The sequence below is a fragment of the Limnohabitans sp. Hippo3 genome (genome assembly GCF_003063665.1).
Classification (GTDB): Bacteria; Pseudomonadota; Gammaproteobacteria; order Burkholderiales; family Burkholderiaceae_C; genus Limnohabitans_A.
In genome coordinates this window covers 83073-101405 of record NZ_NESF01000009.1, presented here as the reverse complement: position 1 = coordinate 101405, position 18333 = coordinate 83073, and the positions used below count along the sequence as shown (strand labels likewise).

The following is an 18333-nucleotide window of genomic DNA, read 5'->3' as shown; positions in this document are numbered from 1 at the left end:
GGGCTGAAGCCACCGACCTACAAGAACCTGTCTCCATAGGTCGGCGGCTTCAGCCCCGACATGACCGCTGCACCACCCCGATTGAATCCGCAAGGCCACCCCCATGAACGCACGCATGACCCCAAACACCTCGCCCACAGGTGCCCATTTCACCCCCGGCGGCCCCTTGCCCGAGCGCAGCGCCCTGCGCGAAGCCATCGCCCGCGCCACCCGGCTGCCCGAAGCGCAGGCCCTGGCCCCCTTGCTGGCCGCCGCCCGCATGCGCCCCGCGCAAGCCGAACGCACCGACGCGCTGGCCCGCCAACTGGTGCAAGGCATGCGCGAGGGTCCACAGCAGGCCGGCCGTGCCGGCCGCGTGCAAAGCCTGATGCAGGAATACGCGCTGTCCAGCGAAGAAGGCGTGGCGCTGATGTGTCTGGCCGAGGCGCTGCTGCGCATCCCCGACGCCGCAACCCGTGACGCGCTGATCCGCGACAAGATTGGCCAGGGCGACTGGCACCAGCATGTGGGCCGCAGCCCCTCGCTGTTTGTGAACGCCGCATCGTGGGGCCTGCTGCTCACAGGCAAGCTGGTGGCCACGCACAGCGAGGGCGCGATGCTGGCCTCGCTCACCCGCTTGATCGGCAAGAGCGGCGAACCGCTGATCCGCCAGGGCGTGCAACTGGCCATGCAGATGCTGGGCGAGCAGTTCGTCACGGGCGAGACGATTGACGAGGCGCTGCACCGCGCTCGCGACATGGAAGCGCAAGGCTTTTGCTACTCCTACGACATGCTGGGCGAAGCGGCGCTGACCGAAGCCGATGCGCAGCGCTATTTCCGCTCGTATGAAAACGCCATCCACGCGATAGGCAAGGCATCGAACGGGCAGGGCGTCATCCACGGCCCGGGCATCTCGATCAAGCTGTCGGCACTGCACCCGCGCTACAGCCGTGCCCAGCACCAGCGTGTGATGGGCGAGTTGCTGCCCCGCGTGTTGAAGCTGACCGAGCTGGCCCGGCACTACGACATTGGCCTGAACATCGATGCCGAAGAAGTGGACCGGCTGGACATCTCGCTCGACCTGCTCGAAGCGCTGTGCCACGCGCCCAGCTTGCAGGGCTGGCACGGCATCGGCTTTGTGATCCAGGCTTACCAAAAGCGTTGCCCCTTCGTGATCGATTTCGTGGTTGATCTGGCGCGTCGCACCCAGCACCGCTTGATGGTCCGTTTGGTCAAAGGCGCGTATTGGGACAGCGAGATCAAACGCGCCCAGCTCGATGGGCAAAGCGACTACCCGGTCTACACGCGCAAGCACCACACCGATGTGTCTTACCTGGCCTGCGCGCAAAAGCTGCTGGCCGCGCCGGATGCGGTGTACCCGCAATTTGCGACGCACAACGCGCACACGCTGGCGGCCGTCGTGCAATTGGCGCAAGACCTGCACGGCGACTATGCGCCAGGCCAGTATGAGTTCCAGTGCCTGCACGGCATGGGCGAGCCGCTTTACCGGCAGGTGGTGGGGCGAGCGAGCGCCGCCGGGCCGTCCCAAGGCGCGAGCACCCCCTCGGGGGGCAGCGGGCTACACGAAGTGAGCCTGCGTGGGGGTACACCGTTTCAGCGGCCTTGCCGCATTTACGCGCCCGTGGGCACACACGAAACCCTGCTGGCTTATCTGGTGCGCCGCCTGCTCGAAAACGGGGCCAACAGCTCTTTTGTGAACCGCATGGCCGACGCCAGCGTGTCCATTGGCGACCTGGTGCAAGACCCGGTGGCGCGCACCGAAGAAGATGCCCAGCGCGAAGACAGCCCCCCAGGCCAGCCTCACCCGCAAATCGCGCTGCCCGCGCAGCTGTATGGCGCGGCGCGACGCAACTCCAGCGGGCCGGATTTGGCGCACGAACCCACACTGCGCCAGTTGGCGCTGGATATGCAGACGCATGTGCAAGCTGTGACGGTGACCCCACTGATGGCGGCCCCTTTTGCAGGCGTTGAGCGCATCACCCTGCGCAACCCCGCCGACCACAGCGATGTGCTGGGAACAGTGCAATACGCCAGCGCCAGCGATGTGGATGCCGCGCTGCAAGCCGCCGCCGATTTCGCCCCCGCATGGGCCGCCACGCCCCCCGCGCAACGCGCTGCAATGCTGGAGCGTGCCGCCGATGTGCTGCAAGCGGACGAGCCCCGCGTGATGGCTTTGCTGGTGCGCGAAGCAGGCAAGACCTGGGCCCATGCCGTGGCCGAGCTGCGCGAGGCGGTGGACTTCTTGCGCTACTACGCCGCGCAGGTGCGCCGCGACTTTGACCCTAGCACCCACAGGCCGCTGGGCCCGGTGGCCTGCATCAGCCCGTGGAATTTTCCGCTGGCGATTTTTGTGGGGCAGGTGTCCGCTGCATTGGCCGCAGGCAACCCGGTGCTGGCCAAGCCCGCCGAGGCCACACCCGCCGTGGCCGCGCTGGCGGTGCAGGCCTTGTGGCAAGCGGGCGTGCCCCGGGCCGCTGTGCAACTGCTGCCGGGTGAGGGCCGTGAGGTGGGCCTGCAGCTGGTGCGCGATGCCCGCGTGCAAGGCGTTCTATTCACCGGCTCCACCGAGACCGCCCGCGTGCTGCAAGCGGCGCTGGCCGAGCGCCTGAACGCGCATGGCCAGGTGGTGCCCCTGATCGCGGAGACGGGTGGCCAAAACTGCATGGTGGTGGATTCGTCGGCCCTGCTGGAACAGGTCGTGCAGGATGCCGTGGCCTCGGCCTTTGAAGCCGCAGGCCAGCGTTGCTCGGCCCTGCGTGTGCTGTGCGTGCAGGACGATGTGGCGGACCGCTTGGTCGAGATGCTGCAAGGCGCGATGGCCGAAATCACGCTGGGTGCGCCCGCGCAACTGGCGGTGGACGTGGGTCCGGTGATCGACGAACGGGCCCGTGAGGGCATCGAAGCGCATGTGAGCGCCATGGCGCAACGCAGCTGCCAAATCCACCGCGCCAAAGCGCCGGACACCTTGCCCGCAGGCACCTATGTGCAACCCACGCTGATCGAGATCGACCGCATCACCCAACTGAAGCGCGAAGTGTTTGGCCCGGTGCTGCACATCGTGCGCTATGCCCGCAGTGAATTGCCTCAGTTGCTGCAAAGCATCCACGACACCGGCTACGCGCTCACGCTGGGTGTGCACTCGCGCATCGAAGAAACCATCGCGCAAGTCGTGGGCCACACCCACGCGGGCAATGTCTATGTGAACCGCAACATGGTCGGCGCGGTGGTGGCCGTGCAGCCCTTTGGTGGCGAAGGCCTCTCAGGCACCGGCCCCAAGGCAGGTGGGCCGCTTTACCTGTTGCGCCTGCTGGCGCACTGCCCGCCCGATGCGGCTTTACGCAGTGTGCAGGCCAGCGGTGCAGCGGCATTGCCGCAGCCCACCCCTGCGCTGCAAGCCCTGCACGACTGGGCGGTGGCGCAAGGCCGTTTGCCCCTGGCGCATGCCTGTGCGCAGTTCGCGGCGGCCAGCCCGGCAGGCCTGCAAGCCACCCTGAGAGGCCCAACGGGCGAGCGCAATGTCTACCGCGTGCAGGCCCGTGCGCAGGTGCTGTGTCTCACGGGCGATCAGCCCAGCGCCGATGCCGACCGCCTGACCCAGCTGGCCGCCGTGCTGGCCGTGGGCAGCCACGCGGTATGGCCGCTGTCTGCACAGGCGCTGCATGCGCAGCTGCCTGCTGGGGTGCAAAGCCAGGTGACGCTGCAAGACCTTGCGCAAGGCGAAGCGGTGGACGCGGCACTGCTGCACGCCGACGAAGCCACTGCCCTGCACTGGCAAAAGCAACTGGCGCAGCGCCCCGGGGCTATCGTCACGCTCACGGCCATGCGCCCGGGCGACACAGCCGTGCCGCTGGCCCGCTTGGTGAGCGAGCGCAGCATCAGCACCAACACAGCCGCCGCAGGCGGCAACGCCAGCCTGATGACACTGAGCTTGTGATCAGCCAGCCTTTGGGCTGGTAGGCTCAGCTCAGGTGCTTGCCAATGATGCCAGCCAGCTCGAACATGGTGGCGCTGTCTTTACCGAACACGGCCTGCAACTTGCCGTCGGCCTTGATCGAGCGCTTGTCAGCCGGGTCTTGCAAGCCCTGGGCCTTGATGTAGTCCCAGATTTTCTTGACCACCTCGGTGCGGGCGTAGGTGCCGTCACCGATCACCGCGGCCAATGCGGCGCTAGGCTTCAAAGTGCCCACAGCGGCTTTGCGAGGCGCTTTGGGAGCGGCGGTCTTGGCGGCTTTTTTGGCCGCAGGGGCTTTGGCCGTTTTGGCGGTCGTCTTTTTGGCGGCGACTTTGCCAAACGGCGTCTTGGTGGCCGCCGTCTTGCGCGGCGGGTATTTCTTGCCGCCTTCGCGCTGCTCGAACTCAAACGTCACTTTGCCCTCTTCAGGGTTCCAGGCCAGCATGGCCTTGAAGCTGCGGCGGGTACGGTTGCTGACGAACTTGTCGAGCACATCGGTTTTGCCGCTGGCCAGAAGTTTGACGACCTGATCACGCTCGATCGGCTGCTGCAAGATCAGCTTGCCGGTCTTGAAGTCACAACTCGGGGTGGGCTGTGAGTGGGTCGGCACAGCTTTGCTGCACACGTAGTTGCTGCCGTGCTCGTGCACCGGGCTGCCGCACTTGGGGCAAGCGCCCAAGGCCTCGTCGCTGAACTCGACGATCTCGCCGCTGTCTTCGTTTTTCTTGTCGTCACCGAAGTCAAATTCGAGCTTCCAGTTCTTTTCTTCTTCGTTGTACTTGAGCGCCATTTCGGCCACAAAGGGCCAACCCGCCTTGGAGCGGAAGCCGTCGAGCGGACCGATCTTCTTGTCGCGCATGAACTGCTCGACCTCGGCTTGCTCAAAGGTGCGGCCCGCAGGCGACTTACCAAACGAGAAGCCGCAACCTTCGCTCGCGCCGTCGGCGCCCGTGCAGGTATACCTGCGGTAGTTTTCTTTCACCACGCCGCCGCAGTTGGGGCAGGGCGTGGAGAGGGTGGCGTAGTCACCGGGCACGGTGTCGCGGTCGTATTCTTTGGCTTTCTTGACGATGTGCTCGGTCATGGCCGCGATTTCGGCCATGAAGGTGGCGCGGCTCAATTTGCCTTGCTCCATTTGCGCGAGCTTGTACTCCCACTCGCCCGTGAGTTCGGGGCGCGAGAGTTCTTCCACCTGCAGGCCGCGCAGCAGCGTCATGAGCTGGAAGGCCTTGGCTGTGGGGATGATCTCGCGGCCTTCGCGCAGCATGTATTTTTCATTCAGCAGGCCTTCGATGATCGCGGCGCGGGTGGCTGGCGTGCCCAGGCCTTTTTCCTGCATGGCTTCGCGCAGCTCGTCATCGTCCACCAGCTTGCCTGCGCCTTCCATGGCGCCCAACAGCGTGGCCTCTGAATAGCGTGCGGGGGGGCGGGTTTTCAGGCCCTTGGCTTCGACCGACTCGACACCCACCTGCTCACCCGGTTGCACCGGCACCAGGTTTTGGCCCTTGTCACCGTCTTTGGCGTCTTCCACTTCGTTGGCCGCTTCCTTGCCGTAAATGGCGAGCCAGCCGGGTTTGACCAGCACCTTGCCCACGGTCTTGAAGCTGTGGCCTGCGGCCACGCTGATGCGGGTGGTCACCTGGTATTCGGCGCTGGGGAAGAACACCGCCATGAAGCGGCGCACCACCAGGTCGTACAGCTTTTGTTCCGCCTCAGACAAGCCACTCGGCGCTTGCAGCGTGGGGATGATGGCGAAGTGGTCCGACACCTTTTTGTTGTCGAACACGCGCGGGATCTTGCGCACATAGTTGTTGTTCAGCGCCGTGAGCGCGTGCGGGGCCAGGTGGCGCATGCCGCTGTCGGCCAGCATCTCGAAGGTTTGTTTGGCCACGGGCACATAGTCTTCGGGCAGGTGGCGCGAGTCGGTACGCGGGTAGGTCAGGGCCTTGTGACGTTCGTACAGGCTCTGAGCCAGCGCCAGCGTGGTCTTGGCCGAGAAACCAAATTTGCCGTTGGCCTCGCGCTGCAGGCTGGTCAGGTCAAACAGGCCGGGGCTGGCTTGCGTGGTGGGCGTGGCCTCTTCGGTCACGCTGGCCGTCTGGCCGCGCACCGCGTCGACGATGGCTTGTGCCTCGGCGGCGGTCCATTTGCGGTCAGCTTTCTTCTCGGCGTCTTCTTCTTTTTTCCAGGCCGGGTCGAACCACTTGCCCGGATACGTCCCGGCAGCGGCGGCGAACTCGGCGTGGATTTCCCAATAGTCGCGGCTCACGAACTTGCGGATTTGCTCTTCGCGTTCGACCACCACGGCGAGCGTGGGCGTTTGCACCCGGCCCACGGTGGTCAAGAAAAAGCCGCCGTCGCGCGAGTTGAATGCGGTCATGGCGCGGGTGCCGTTGATGCCCACCAACCAGTCGGCCTCGGAGCGGCTGCGGGCGGCGTCGGCCAAACCCTGCATTTGCTGCTCGCTGCGCAGGCTGTCAAAGCCGTCGCGGATGGCCTGCGGTGTCATGGACTGCAGCCACAGGCGCTTGACGGGCTTGTTCAGCGGTTTGCTGCCCCCGGCGTACTGCTCGATCAGGCGGAAGATCAGCTCACCCTCGCGGCCCGCGTCACAGGCGTTGATGAGGGCGTCCACGTCTTTGCGCTTGGCCTGCTTGACCACGGCACTCAGCCGGCTCTTGGTCTTGTCCACCGGCTTCAAGTCAAAGTGGGGCGGAATGACGGGGAGGTTGGCAAAGCTCCACTTGCCGCGCTTGACGTCGTACTGCTCGGGGGCTTGGATCTCCACCAGGTGGCCCACGGCGCTGGTGACCACATAGCGGTCGTTCTCGAAATGGTCGTCGTGTTTTTCGAACTTGCCCGAGGTCGGCGTCAAGGCTTTGACGATGTCTTGAGCCACCGAAGGCTTCTCTGCAATTACCAATGTCTTCATGTCATTACAATCCCGTTGTCTCGCGTGTGCGCACGCGCCCGGGCACGCGCTCACGCGCACGCCCACATGAATTCACCATAACAAATTTTTAACGCCGTGGCCAAAACCCCTGTTTCTTCACCCAGCCGCACCGCACCGAGCGCTTCCGGCAAACGCATCCAGGTCCGCCGCTCCGGCGTGCACGGCAAGGGCGTCTTTGCCCTGCAAGACCTGGCCGAAGGCGAGACCGTCATCGAGTACGTGGGCGAAATCATCAGCTGGGACGAAGCACAGGACCGCCACCCACACGACCCGAACGACCCGAACCACACCTTCTACTTCCATGTGAACGAAGACCGGGTGATCGACGCTCTGCACGGCGGCAACTCTTCGCGCTGGATCAACCACAGCTGCGACCCCAACTGCGAAGCCGACGAAGAAAACGACCGAATTTTCATCAAGGCCATCCGCAACATCAAGGCGGGCGAAGAACTGAGCTACGACTACGGCCTGATCATCGACGAACCCTACACCAAGAAACTCAAGGCCGAATACCCTTGCTGGTGCGGCAGCGCCAATTGCCGCGGGACCCTGTTGTCGCCCAAAGAGCGCAAGGACACGCCCAAGATTCCAAGCCAGAAAAATGCCAAGGCCAAATCGAAGGACAAGTCCGCCAAAGACAAGGCCAAGGCCGATGCCAAGGTGAAAGCCAAGGGCAAAGCGCCCAAGGCGGCCAAGCCCGTGAAAGCGGAGAAAGCCAAAAAGGCAAGCAAGCCCAAGAAGGCGGGCACCCCAAAAGGCTGACGCATGCTGGCCTGCAGCGTTACCCCTGTAAGAGGCCACCCCTGCGGCCGAATGTGGAAATGGCTCCGGCAGTCATTCGCGAGCAGGGGCTCGCCCCCACAACAAGCCCGTTGAGCCACCGCCACCATGATCACGCCCACCGCTTGGCCTGCTGAAGCTGTTTGGGAGCAGGTGTGCCCGCTGCTGCCCGAATTCACAGTCGAGGTGTTGCCCGAGATCGATTCGAGCAACAGCGAGCTCATGCGCCGGGCGCGCGCAGGCCAGCACGAAGCCACGCTGCTCGTGGCCGAGCGCCAGACCGCAGGACGGGGCCGCATGGGGCGCGTCTGGCAAAGCCAGCCTGGCGACTCGCTCACTTTTTCTCTCAGCTTGTCCCTCCAGCCCAAGGATTGGTCCGGCCTGTCGCTGGCCGTGGGCCTGAGCCTGGCCGAAAGCCTGCACCCCGATGTGGGCCTGAAGTGGCCGAATGATTTGTGGTTCCAGGACCGCAAGCTCGGCGGCATCCTGGTTGAGGCGGCCAGCATGGGCTGCCGCAGCCAGGTGGTGGTGGGTGTGGGCCTCAACATCCGGGCACGTCCTGCAGAAGGTCTGAACACAGCGCCAGCAGCCCTGACCGAGCTGTTGCCCGACTTGACCGCCCCGGCAGCCCTGCTTCGCGTGGCCTTGCCACTGGTCCAGACCTTGCTGACCTTTGAGCGCGAAGGCTTCGCACCGCTGCAAGCCCGCTTTGAAGCACGCGATGCGCTCAAAGGCCGACGCGTGCACACCAGCGACGGCCAACAAGGCATAGCGCTGGACGTGAGCCCACAGGGGGCTTTGCGTCTGCAAACCGATGCAGGCGTGCAGGACATCCACAGCGCCGAAATCAGCGTTCGCCCGTTTGGGGTGCAGGAGACGTCCCGATGATGCGTTGGCTGATCGCCTTGCTGCTGGTTCTGAACCTGGCCACACTCGCCTGGCAATGGGACGCCTTTGCCCGCTGGGGTTGGGGCCCGCACACCCAGCAGGAACCTGAACGCCTGCGCAAACAGATACGGCCCGAAGCCCTGAAAATAGAGATCCCACCGGCACCCTTGCCAGCTGAAGCCTCGTCTGCAGCCAGCCCCTCTGCAGCGACGCCCCCTGCAGCCGCTGAGCCGACTGCCCCGGTCAGTGGTGCTGCTGTCCCTGACGCAGGCTAAACGCCGAAAACCGCTCACCCTTGATTTTTTTCTGGAGACCCCACCCATGAGCCTGAAACTTTACTTTGCCCCCGGCGCCTGTTCTTTTGTGCCGCACGTGCTGCTGGAAATGAGCGGTGCCGAATTTGAACCCAGCATGGTCAAGCTGCATAAAGGCGAGCAAAACAGCGACGACTACAAAGCCATCAACCCACGCGGTCAGGTGCCCGTGCTGGTGAACAACGGCCAGCCCATCACGCAAATTGTGGCCATCGTCCTGCACCTGGACCAGCTCTTCCCGCAGATGGGCTTTTTGCCCACAGAAGCTTTGGCCCGCGCACAAGCCCTCTCGACGCTGGCCTGGATGAACAACACGGTGCACCCGACGTTCACGCACATCTTCATGCCGCAGAAGTTTTCGGATCAACCCGAAGTGCAAGCGGCGCTCAAGCCCTACAACACCCAATTGTTCCGGGGCATGCTCGGCGAGTTGCAAGCTTTGGTGAAAGCCGCTGCTGCCAAGGGCCAGCCCTGGTTGAGCGGCGAACGCTTCGGCCCTCTGGACGCCTACAGCCTCACGCTCACCCGCTGGGGCACGATTGCCGGTATCGCGCCCGAAGAACACCCCGAGTTGTGGGTCTTTGTGCAAAAAGTGGCCGCTGAACCTGCCGTGGCACGCGTGATGGAGCGCGAACGTTTGCAGCTGAACATGGGCAAGCCCGCTTAAGGCGCACAACGCCCCTTCAGGCATTCGGCCGCAGGGGCAGCCTCCCACAAAGTCTTGGGCAGCGCGGGTGCTCAAGCAGTTGCGTTGAACCGCAGCGTGAAGCAAGCCCCCGGTGGGGTCTGTCCGGGGTGGGCGGCATCCACCGTGATCGATGCCCCGTGCTGCTGGGCGATTTCCTTGACGATCGGCAAACCCAGGCCTGAGCCGTCCACGTTGGTACCCAGCGCCCGGTAAAAAGGCTGAAACACCAGATCGCGCTCGGCCACCGGAATGCCCAGGCCGTTGTCTTCAACCTGGATGACCAGGGCTTTGCTGTACGGGTCCACCAACACGCGCACGGTGACCACGCCTTGGCGCTCTGGCGTGCTGGGGGTGTAATGCACCGCGTTTTCGACCAGGTTGCGCAGCATTTCCTTGAGCAAAGTCGGGTTGCCCTGCACTTGTGCGCCCGCTGTGTCGGGATCGACCCCTTCGTAGCCCATGTCCAGGCCCTTGTCCATGGCACGGGGCAGGCAGTCTTGCAACACTTCCTGGGCCAGCACCACCATGTCGCAGCTTTGTTGCGTCAAGTGCACCCCGCCACCTTCCGCACGGGCGAGCGACAAGAGTTGGTTCACGGTGTGTGTGGCCTGCACGCTGGCACGGCCAATTTGCTGCAGCGATTTTTTCAGCTCCTCTTCGCTGGAGCCAGAGCGCTGCGCCAGATCGGCCTGCATGCGCAAACCTGCCAGAGGCGTTTTGAGCTGGTGCGCGGCATCGGCCAAAAAGCGTTTTTGCGTGACGATGGAGTCCTTCAAGCGGTCCAGCAAATCGTTCACCGACACCACCAGCGGCGCCACTTCCATGGGGACGGCTTTGTCGTCCAAGGGGCTCAGGTCGTCGGGCTTGCGGGCACGGATGCGCTCTTCCAGTTCAGACAGCGGCTTGATGCCGCGCACCAGCGCCAGCCAGACCAACAGCACAGCCAAAGGCAAAAGGGCGAACTGGGGCAACATCACGCCTTTGATGATCTCGGCGGCCAGCACCGAGCGCTTTTCTCGTGTCTCGGCCACCTGCACCAGGGCCGGGTTTTTGCCCTCGGCATCCAGCCGGATCCAGGTGTAAGCCACGCGCACTTCCAACCCACGCATCTCGTCATCGCGGATGTGCACTTCATAGCTGCTGCCCTTGTCTTCATCGAGCGGGGGCATGGGCAGATCGCGTTCACCGCTGAGGTGCTCGCCACGCCCACCGCGCACCTGGTAGTAAACCAGATCGGTCTCGTCGGCCCGCAGCAATTCGCTGGCAGGCTGGGGCAGGCTGAACTGCACTCGGTTGTCCACGCCCAGACGCACTTGTTGCGCCAGGGCTTGCACGTTATAGACCAGTGCCCGGTCAAATGGCTTGTTGGCCAGGCCCTGCGCCACCAGCCAGGTCAGGGCCAGGCTGATGGGCCAGAGCAGCAGCAGCGGGGTGAGCATCCAGTCCAGGATTTCCCCGAACAATGAACGTTGCTCGCGCTTGAAAATGCGCACGTTCCAGCCTTGGGATTTCATGGGTTGATGGTGCGGCGTTCAGGCTGCTCGAGCTTCAAGCCGTCAGCTGATCAGCCCGGGATCTTTTCCAGGCAATAGCCCAGACCGCGCACGGTGGCGATGCGGATCGGGCCCTTCTCGATCTTCTTGCGCAGGCGGTGGATGTACACCTCGATCGCGTTGTTGCTGACCTCTTCGCCCCATTCGCACAGGCGCTCGACCAACTGATCCTTGCTCACCAGACGGCCCGCGCGTTGCAGCAGCACTTCGAGCAGACCCAGCTCCCGCGCCGACAGCTCGACCATCTTGCCGTCGATTGTGGCCACGCGGCCGGACTGGTCATAGATCAGCGGGCCGTGCTTGATCTGCGAGGTGGCACCCCCCATGCCCCGACGGGTGAGGGCGCGCACGCGGGCTTCGAGTTCCTGCAGGCTGAAGGGCTTGGCCATGTAGTCGTCGGCGCCGTAGTCCAGGCCCTTGACGCGTTCTTCCACGCTGTCGGCCGCGGTGAGGATGAGCACGGGTAGGGTGGAGCCCCGGGCGCGCAATCGCTTGAGCACTTCCAGACCGTGCATTTTGGGCAAGCCCAGATCGAGGATCAGCAGATCGAATTCGTTGTTGGTCATCAAGGCCGCATCGGCCTCGCTGCCGCTGGCCACATGGTCGACCGCCGCCCCCGCGCTGCGCAATGTGCGCAACAAACCATCGGCAAGCACCTGGTCGTCTTCGGCTATCAGAATGCGCATGTCTGTCTCCTGTTGTTGTGGCTGCAGCGCGGGCGCTCTGTCCCGGCTTTGTGATTCTAGTGTCAGGTTTGCGCTTGGCCAGCCCATTCGCCAGCACAACCGCTCAATGCGCATAGGCCTCCAGCCCCAGGGCCACCACCGTGGCCACGTCCTTGCCCACCGCCTCGCGAAACTCGGTCTCGGCTTGGGCCACCGCGTCCTTGAAGGCTTGCAGCCAAGCCAGCCCCACGGGCGTGAACACCACGCGCCGGGCCCGCGCGTCCAGCGGGTCGGCTTCGCGCTGCACCAAACCCCAGGCGGCGCACTGGTCCACCAGATCGCCCATGGCCTGCTTGCTCATGCCGGCAGCGCGGGCCAGATCGGTCAGCCGAGAGCCGTCCAGCGCCAGGTGGCGCGTGATGTGCACATGCGCGGCACTGATCTGGTCACGCGAGGCCAGATTGGCCAAAGCCAAAGGCACCCCCTCGTTGCCCGCCATCAGATGCAGCACGCGCTCGTCAAAACGCCGCATCGCATGGCCCAGCAAACGGCCCAGATGCGTCTGCCGCCAGCGGTCATCCTGCAGCGCCGGGCTGCTCAAGGCGGTTGAATGGGTGTTTTCTGACATGCTCAAATGATAAGGCAAACTGACCAAAAATAGTGTTTACATATTTATACAGCTCGTTTACAGTACTGTTTACGCATCCAGTAAGCACAGCTTCTCGCTGAAACCGGTGCCCCAACCCATTGATATTCAAGGAGATTCCCATGATCGACGACAACAGCGAAAAGTCCAAAGCCCTGCAAGCCGCCCTGGCCCAGATTGAAAAACAATTTGGCAAAGGCACCATCATGCGTCTGGGCGAAGGTGAGCAGATCGAAGACATCCAGGTCGTCTCGACCGGCTCCCTGGGTCTGGACATCGCCTTGGGCGTGGGTGGCCTGCCGCGCGGCCGTGTGATCGAAATTTACGGCCCCGAGTCGTCGGGCAAAACCACACTCACTTTGCAAGTCATCTCCGAAATGCAACGCTTGGGCGGCACCTGCGCCTTTGTCGATGCCGAACACGCGCTCGACGTGCAATACGCCCAGAACCTGGGCGTCAACCTGCAAGATCTTCTGATTTCCCAACCCGACACCGGCGAACAGGCCCTCGAAATCGTGGACAGCCTGGTGCGTTCGGGTGCGGTGGACCTGGTGGTGGTCGACTCGGTGGCAGCCCTGACCCCCAAGGCCGAAATCGAAGGCGATATGGGCGACAGCCTGCCTGGCCTGCAAGCGCGATTGATGAGCCAGGCCCTGCGCAAGCTGACTGCCACCATCAAGAAAACCAACTGCACCGTCATCTTCATCAACCAGATCCGCATGAAGATCGGCGTCATGTTCGGCAGCCCCGAAACCACCACGGGCGGCAACGCGCTCAAGTTCTACGCCTCGGTGCGCCTCGACATCCGCCGCACCGGCACCATCAAGAAGGGCGACGACGCCATCGGCAACGAGACCAAAGTCAAAGTGGTCAAGAACAAAGTGGCTCCGCCCTTCAAGACGGCCGAGTTCGACATCCTGTTTGGCGAGGGCATCAGCCGCGAAGGCGAGGTCATCGACATGGGTGTGACCGCCAAGATCGTCGACAAATCGGGCGCCTGGTACGCCTACCAAGGCGAAAAAATTGGCCAGGGCCGTGACAACGCCCGCGAATTTTTGCGCGAGAACCCGGCCCTGGCCCGCGAGATCGAGAACAAGGTGCGCGAATCGCTGGGCATCCGTTTGCTCGAATCGGCGATTGCCGAACCCAAAGGCGAATAAAAGGCCATTGCGCGGAGACAAGCCTTGAACAAGCCCGGCTTTCAGCCCTCGCTCAAAGGCCGCGCCCTGCGGCTTTTGAGCCAGCGGGAACACTCGCGTGCCGAGCTGGAGCGCAAGCTGGCACAGCACGAAGAAGTGCCCGGCGAGCTGGCCAAAGCCCTCGATGAGTTGCAGGCGCGGGACTTCATCAACGACAGCCGCGCCATCGAGTCGGTGGTCCACCGCCGTGCGGGCAAACTGGGTGCGGCGCGGGTCAAGCAAGAGCTGGCTGCAAAAGGTTTGTCGGGTGAGGCCGTGAGCGCCGCGATGGAGGGCCTACGCGAAACCGAGTTCAGCCGCGCCTTGGCCGTTTGGCGTAAAAAGTTTGACCGCCCAGCCGTCGACCCGAACGAGCGGGCCAGACAAATTCGCTTTTTGATGACCCGCGGGTTCAACGCCGAGGTGGTGCGCAAGATCGTGCAAGGCGCCGACGAAGACTGAATTGAAGGCACAGCCCACAAAGCCCTCTGAGGGCTCCCCCCAATGAACCTCCCTGATACCAGGGAAACCACCTTGCTTTCTCTTGCTCCCGAAGGGGCACTTCAAGCTGGAGAGAGCCGCCAGAGGGCTCTGTCGATGGCTTCAGTATCTTGAAGAATTCGGGGCGTGACGGTGTGTTGTGTCACACAGCCTGCATCTCACCCGTCACAAGCCCAGCATCAACGCGATGTTTTGCACCGCCGCGCCGCTGGCACCCTTGCCCAGGTTGTCCAGGCGAGCGATCACCACGGCATGGCGAGCCTCTTCATTCGCAAACACCCGGATCTCCAGCTGGTTGGTGTCATTCAGGGCCGTGGCGTCCAGTTTCAGGTTGTCCGTGGGCGGCAACACGCTCACCCAGCCGCCTGAAGCCTGGCTGGCCGCGTAGTGCGCCTGCAAGGCCGCGTGCAGGTCAGCCGCTGCGGGCTTGCCCGGCAAGCTGTCCAGGTGCAGGGGCAGTTGCACCAGCATGCCCTGGCGGAAATTGCCCACCGCCGGCACAAACAAGGGGCGGCAAGTCAGCCCGGTGTAGCGCATGATTTCCGGGATGTGCTTGTGCTTGAGGCCCAGGGCGTAGGCCTCAAACAAGGGTGCGCGTCCGGCTTCGTAGTCCTCGATCATGCTGCGGCCGCCACCGGAGTAACCACTCACTGAAGGCAGACACACCGGAAAATCATGGGGCAGCAGCCCGGCGTCGACCAAAGGCCGCAAGATGGCGATCGCGCCCGTGGCGTAGCAGCCGGGGTTGGCCACCCGCTCGGCCTTCTGCACGGCGGCCAGTTGGTCGGCGGCCAGTTCAGAAAAGCCAAAGACCCAGTCGGGATGGCAGCGGTGCGCGGTCGAGGCATCCACAATGCGCGGTTTTTTACCCGGCAGGCTGTCGATCATGGCCACCGATTCGATGGCCGCATCGTCGTGCAGGCACAGCACCACCAGATCGGCCGCGGCCATCAACTCGCGTTTGGCCTCGGGGTCCTTGCGACGGGCCGGGTCGATGCTGAGCACCTCGATCTGGGGCATCAATGCCAGCCGCTCGCGGATCTGCAGACCGGTCGTTCCGGCTTCGCCATCGATGAATATTTTGGCCATGGGTATTACTTTCTGAAGAATTCCGGGCCTGCACGTCAAGTCAATGTAAGACGCAAGGCTCAGGATTGGTGCATTGCAGCATGATACAGTCGCAGGCTGCAGTGTCCAGAGCCTGCTGACGTGCCCGGCTTGATTCAGGCACCCCGGCAGACCGGTCGAATTACCACCCCTCTGAGAGAAGACCTCATGAAGATTCACGAGTACCAAGGCAAGGAAATCTTGCGTCAATTCGGTGTGCCCGTTCCTCGCGGCATCCCGGCATTCACCGTTCAAGAGGCTGTTGAAGCCGCTCAAAAACTGGGCGGCCCAGTGTGGGTGGTCAAGGCCCAGATCCACGCCGGTGGCCGTGGCAAAGGCGGCGGCGTCAAAGTGGCCAAAACCATCGACGACGTCAAGCGTTTGGCTGGCGAGATCCTGGGCATGCAGCTCAAGACCCACCAGACCGGCCCCGAAGGCCAGAAAGTCCGTCGCCTCTATATTGAAGACGGCGCTGACATCAACAAAGAGTACTACGTGTCCGTGGTCACCGACCGCGCCACACAAAAGATCGCTTTCATCGCTTCGAGCGAAGGCGGTATGGACATCGAGGAAGTGGCCCACTCCACCCCCGAGAAAATCATCACCGAGTTCATCGATCCCCTAACCGGTCTGGGCGATGCCCAAGCCAAGAAGATCGCTGATGCGATTGGCATGCCTGCTGACTCCACCGCGCAAGCCGTGGACATCTTCAAGAAGCTGTACCAGTGCTACATGGAAACCGACGCTTCCTTGGTGGAAATCAACCCACTGAACCGCGACAGCAAAGGCAACGTGATGGCTCTGGACGCGAAGTTCAACTTCGACTCCAACGCCCTGTTCCGTCACCCCGAAATCGTGGCTTACCGCGATCTGGACGAAGAAGATCCCGCGGAAGTGGAAGCTTCCAAGTTCGATCTGGCCTACATCAGCCTGGACGGCAACATCGGCTGCTTGGTCAACGGCGCTGGCTTGGCCATGGCCACCATGGACACCATCAAGCTGTTCGGCGGCGAGCCTGCCAACTTCCTGGACGTGGGCGGCGGCGCGACAGCCGAGAAGGTCACCGAAGCCTTCAAGATCATGTTGGGCAACAAGAATGTCAAAGGCATTTTGGTCAACATCTTCGGCGGCATCATGAAGTGCGACACCATCGCCACCGGCGTGATCACCGCTTGCAAGGCCGTGAACCTGTCCGTGCCACTGGTCGTGCGCATGAAGGGCACCAACGAAGAGCTGGGCAAGAAGCTGTTGGCCGAATCCGGTCTGCCCATCATTGCTGCAGACACCATGGCTGAAGCAGCCACCAAGATTGTTGCTGCTGTTAAGTAAGCCAGGAGAACCACATGTCGATCTATATCAACAAAGACACCAAAGTCATCACCCAAGGCATCACCGGCAAAACCGGTCAATTCCACACTGAGAAGTGCCAGGAATACGCGAACGGCAAGAACTGCTTCGTCGCGGGTGTGAACCCCAAGAAGGCGGGCGAGTCCATCTTCAACATCCCGATCTATTCCACCGTCAAGGAAGCCGCCCAGCAAACCGGCGCGACCGTGTCCGTGATCTACGTGCCCCCAGCAGGCGCAGCCGATGCGATCTGGGAAGCTGTGGAAGCCGATCTGGACCTGGCGATCTGCATCACCGAAGGCATTCCCGTGCGTGACATGCTCGAAGTGCGCAACAAGATGAAGGCCAAGGAAGCCAAAGGCGGCAAGCGCACCCTGCTGCTGGGCCCCAACTGCCCAGGTCTCATCACCCCTGACGAAATCAAGATCGGCATCATGCCCGGTCACATCCACCGCAAAGGCCGCATCGGCGTGGTGTCCCGTTCGGGCACTTTGACCTATGAAGCCGTGGCGATGTTGACCGAAGTGGGTCTGGGCCAGTCCAGCGCCGTCGGTATCGGTGGCGACCCGATCAACGGTTTGAAGCACATCGACGTGATGAAAGCTTTCAACGACGATCCAGACACCGACGCCGTCATCATGATCGGTGAAATCGGTGGCCCGGACGAAGCCGAAGCCGCTCAGTGGTGCAAGGCCAACATGAAGAAGCCCGTTGTCGGCTTCATCGCCGGTGTGACGGCTCCTCCCGGCAAGCGCATGGGCCACGCCGGTGCGCTGATCAGCGGCGGCGCCGACACAGCCGACGCCAAGCTGGCCATCATGGAAGAGTGCGGTTTCGTGGTGACACGCAACCCGTCTGAGCTGGGCAAACTGCTCAAAGCCCAGCTGAAGTAAACTTCAGGCCGCTTACGGGCGGCTGTGGTTAGCCACAATGCCAAAGCCGGATGTCCTGCGGGACAATCCGGCTTTCCGTTTTTTTGAACTCATGCTTCACCGGCTTCATGCCTGTGACCAAAGGAATACCGTGGAAGAATTTCTGACCCCTGCTTTCTGGTTCGCCGTCGGCCAGATCATCATGATCGACATCTTGCTGGGCGGTGACAACGCCGTGGTGATTGCGCTAGCTTGCCGCCAGCTGCCGGACCACCAACGCACCAAAGGCATCATCTGGGGCACCGCTGGTGCCATCGTGTTGCGCGTCATCCTGATCTTTTTTGCGCTCACTTTGCTGGCCATCCCCTTCCTCAAGTTTGTGGGAGCGGTCTTGCTCATCTGGATTGGCGTGAAACTGCTGACCCCCGATGAGGAAGACGACCACAGCAACATCCAGGGCAGCGACAAGCTCTGGGGCGCGGTCAAAACCGTCATCATTGCTGACTTGGTCATGAGCGTGGACAACGTGATCGCCATCGCCGGTGCCGCCCAGACTTCGGGCAACGCCGACCACCAGATGCCTTTGGTCATCTTCGGCCTGCTGGTCAGCATCCCGATCATCGTTTGGGGCAGTCAGCTGGTGCTCAAACTCATGGACCGCTTCCCGATCATCATCACTGCTGGTGGCATGCTGCTGGGCTGGATCGCAGGCACCATGATCCAGACCGATCCTGGCCTAGTGGCTTACCTGCCGCAAGACAAGGCCTGGGGCTACGGTTTGGGCATTGCAGGCGCTTTGCTGGTGCTGGCACTGGGCAAATTCATCATGTCCCGCCGTCCTGCACACAGCGACAACGCTGCCTCTTGAGCTGAAAACAGGCCTTTGGTG

General features: G+C 62.9%; 15 protein-coding genes. 10 read left to right on the top strand and 5 right to left on the bottom strand.

The features are described 5' to 3' along the window. The first annotated feature begins 103 nt into the window (after positions 1–103). Positions 104–3934 (top strand): bifunctional proline dehydrogenase/L-glutamate gamma-semialdehyde dehydrogenase PutA, encoded by a 3831-nt coding sequence (gene putA / locus B9Z34_RS10770; protein ID WP_233249555.1) that lies wholly within the window; start codon positions 104–106, stop codon positions 3932–3934. Positions 3935–3959: 25 nt separating this feature from the next. Here putA and B9Z34_RS10765 read toward each other — a convergent pair whose 3' ends face one another. Then, positions 3960–6884 (bottom strand): DNA topoisomerase III, encoded by a 2925-nt coding sequence (locus tag B9Z34_RS10765; RefSeq protein ID WP_108428117.1) that lies wholly within the window; start codon positions 6882–6884, stop codon positions 3960–3962. A 96-nt stretch (positions 6885–6980) separates the two neighbouring features. On the opposite strand from B9Z34_RS10765, the gene B9Z34_RS10760 reads away from it, so the two are divergent. From B9Z34_RS10760 to B9Z34_RS10745, 4 genes are all read left to right on the top strand, one after another. Continuing rightward, positions 6981–7667 carry an SET domain-containing protein gene (locus B9Z34_RS10760; protein WP_108428116.1) on the top strand — a complete coding sequence of 229 codons (687 nt, stop codon included), beginning with the start codon at positions 6981–6983 and terminating at the stop codon, positions 7665–7667. 126 nt (positions 7668–7793) lie between these two features. Further along, a complete protein-coding gene (locus B9Z34_RS10755; RefSeq protein ID WP_108428115.1) occupies positions 7794–8573 on the top strand; it encodes a biotin--[acetyl-CoA-carboxylase] ligase in 780 nt (259 codons plus the stop codon). Further along, a complete protein-coding gene (locus tag B9Z34_RS10750; RefSeq protein ID WP_108428114.1) occupies positions 8570–8848 on the top strand; it encodes a hypothetical protein in 279 nt (92 codons plus the stop codon). The genes B9Z34_RS10755 and B9Z34_RS10750 overlap by 4 nt, the downstream gene beginning before the upstream one ends. Positions 8849–8894: 46 nt before the next feature. Beyond that, positions 8895–9554 carry a glutathione S-transferase family protein gene (locus B9Z34_RS10745; protein ID WP_108428113.1) on the top strand — a complete coding sequence of 220 codons (660 nt, stop codon included), beginning with the start codon at positions 8895–8897 and terminating at the stop codon, positions 9552–9554. Positions 9555–9625: 71 nt separating this feature from the next. Here the strand turns inward: B9Z34_RS10745 and B9Z34_RS10740 are convergent, their stop codons facing one another. The 3 genes from B9Z34_RS10740 to B9Z34_RS10730 all read right to left on the bottom strand — a co-directional run bounded on the left by B9Z34_RS10740 (position 9626) and on the right by B9Z34_RS10730 (position 12421). Then, the gene (locus B9Z34_RS10740; RefSeq protein ID WP_233249554.1) at positions 9626–11089 is read right to left on the bottom strand and encodes a sensor histidine kinase; all 1464 of its coding nucleotides are present in this window, start codon (positions 11087–11089) and stop codon (positions 9626–9628) included. Between the two features lie 50 nt (positions 11090–11139). After that, positions 11140–11814, bottom strand: a complete 675-nt coding sequence (locus B9Z34_RS10735; RefSeq protein ID WP_108406347.1) for a response regulator transcription factor — start codon at positions 11812–11814, stop codon at positions 11140–11142. 103 nt (positions 11815–11917) lie between these two features. Beyond that, positions 11918–12421, bottom strand: a complete 504-nt coding sequence (locus B9Z34_RS10730) for a MarR family winged helix-turn-helix transcriptional regulator (protein WP_108428112.1) — start codon at positions 12419–12421, stop codon at positions 11918–11920. Between the two features lie 140 nt (positions 12422–12561). Here B9Z34_RS10730 and recA point away from each other — a divergent pair, with 140 nt between their 5' ends. Together recA and recX are read left to right on the top strand one after the other, a co-directional pair. Beyond that, positions 12562–13599 carry a recombinase RecA gene (gene recA, locus B9Z34_RS10725; protein WP_108428111.1) on the top strand — a complete coding sequence of 346 codons (1038 nt, stop codon included), beginning with the start codon at positions 12562–12564 and terminating at the stop codon, positions 13597–13599. A gap of 24 nt (positions 13600–13623) precedes the next feature. Next, positions 13624–14079, top strand: a complete 456-nt coding sequence (recX, locus tag B9Z34_RS10720) for a recombination regulator RecX (RefSeq protein ID WP_108428110.1) — start codon at positions 13624–13626, stop codon at positions 14077–14079. A 204-nt stretch (positions 14080–14283) separates the two neighbouring features. On the opposite strand, the gene argC is transcribed toward recX, so the two are convergent. Further along, entirely contained in the window at positions 14284–15207 is a 924-nt protein-coding gene (argC, locus tag B9Z34_RS10715; protein ID WP_108428109.1) for an N-acetyl-gamma-glutamyl-phosphate reductase, read from the bottom strand. Between the two features lie 186 nt (positions 15208–15393). Between argC and sucC the strand changes: the two genes are divergently transcribed. The 3 genes from sucC (at position 15394) to B9Z34_RS10700 (ending at position 18312) form a co-directional block, all read left to right on the top strand. Next, entirely contained in the window at positions 15394–16554 is a 1161-nt protein-coding gene (gene sucC, locus B9Z34_RS10710) for an ADP-forming succinate--CoA ligase subunit beta (RefSeq protein ID WP_108428108.1), read from the top strand. A gap of 14 nt (positions 16555–16568) precedes the next feature. Further along, complete coding sequence (gene sucD, locus B9Z34_RS10705) at positions 16569–17465, top strand: succinate--CoA ligase subunit alpha (protein ID WP_108428107.1); 897 nt, start codon at positions 16569–16571, stop codon at positions 17463–17465. 130 nt (positions 17466–17595) lie between these two features. Continuing rightward, positions 17596–18312 (top strand): TerC family protein, encoded by a 717-nt coding sequence (locus B9Z34_RS10700; protein ID WP_108428106.1) that lies wholly within the window; start codon positions 17596–17598, stop codon positions 18310–18312. Positions 18313–18333 lie beyond the last annotated feature (21 nt).

Bases quoted from the DNA above. Each gene is read 5' to 3' on its own strand.
- putA (WP_233249555.1), top strand. From the start codon at position 104: ATGAACGCACGCATGACCCCAAACACCTCGCCCACAGGTGCCCATTTC.
- B9Z34_RS10765 (WP_108428117.1), bottom strand. From the start codon at position 6,884: ATGAAGACATTGGTAATTGCAGAGAAGCCTTCGGTGGCTCAAGACATC.
- B9Z34_RS10755 (WP_108428115.1), top strand. From the start codon at position 7,794: ATGATCACGCCCACCGCTTGGCCTGCTGAAGCTGTTTGGGAGCAGGTG.
- B9Z34_RS10750 (WP_108428114.1), top strand. From the start codon at position 8,570: ATGATGCGTTGGCTGATCGCCTTGCTGCTGGTTCTGAACCTGGCCACA.
- B9Z34_RS10745 (WP_108428113.1), top strand. From the start codon at position 8,895: ATGAGCCTGAAACTTTACTTTGCCCCCGGCGCCTGTTCTTTTGTGCCG.
- B9Z34_RS10740 (WP_233249554.1), bottom strand. From the start codon at position 11,089: ATGAAATCCCAAGGCTGGAACGTGCGCATTTTCAAGCGCGAGCAACGT.
- B9Z34_RS10735 (WP_108406347.1), bottom strand. From the start codon at position 11,814: ATGCGCATTCTGATAGCCGAAGACGACCAGGTGCTTGCCGATGGTTTG.
- B9Z34_RS10730 (WP_108428112.1), bottom strand. From the start codon at position 12,421: ATGTCAGAAAACACCCATTCAACCGCCTTGAGCAGCCCGGCGCTGCAG.
- recA (WP_108428111.1), top strand. From the start codon at position 12,562: ATGATCGACGACAACAGCGAAAAGTCCAAAGCCCTGCAAGCCGCCCTG.
- argC (WP_108428109.1), bottom strand. From the start codon at position 15,207: ATGGCCAAAATATTCATCGATGGCGAAGCCGGAACGACCGGTCTGCAG.
- sucC (WP_108428108.1), top strand. From the start codon at position 15,394: ATGAAGATTCACGAGTACCAAGGCAAGGAAATCTTGCGTCAATTCGGT.
- sucD (WP_108428107.1), top strand. From the start codon at position 16,569: ATGTCGATCTATATCAACAAAGACACCAAAGTCATCACCCAAGGCATC.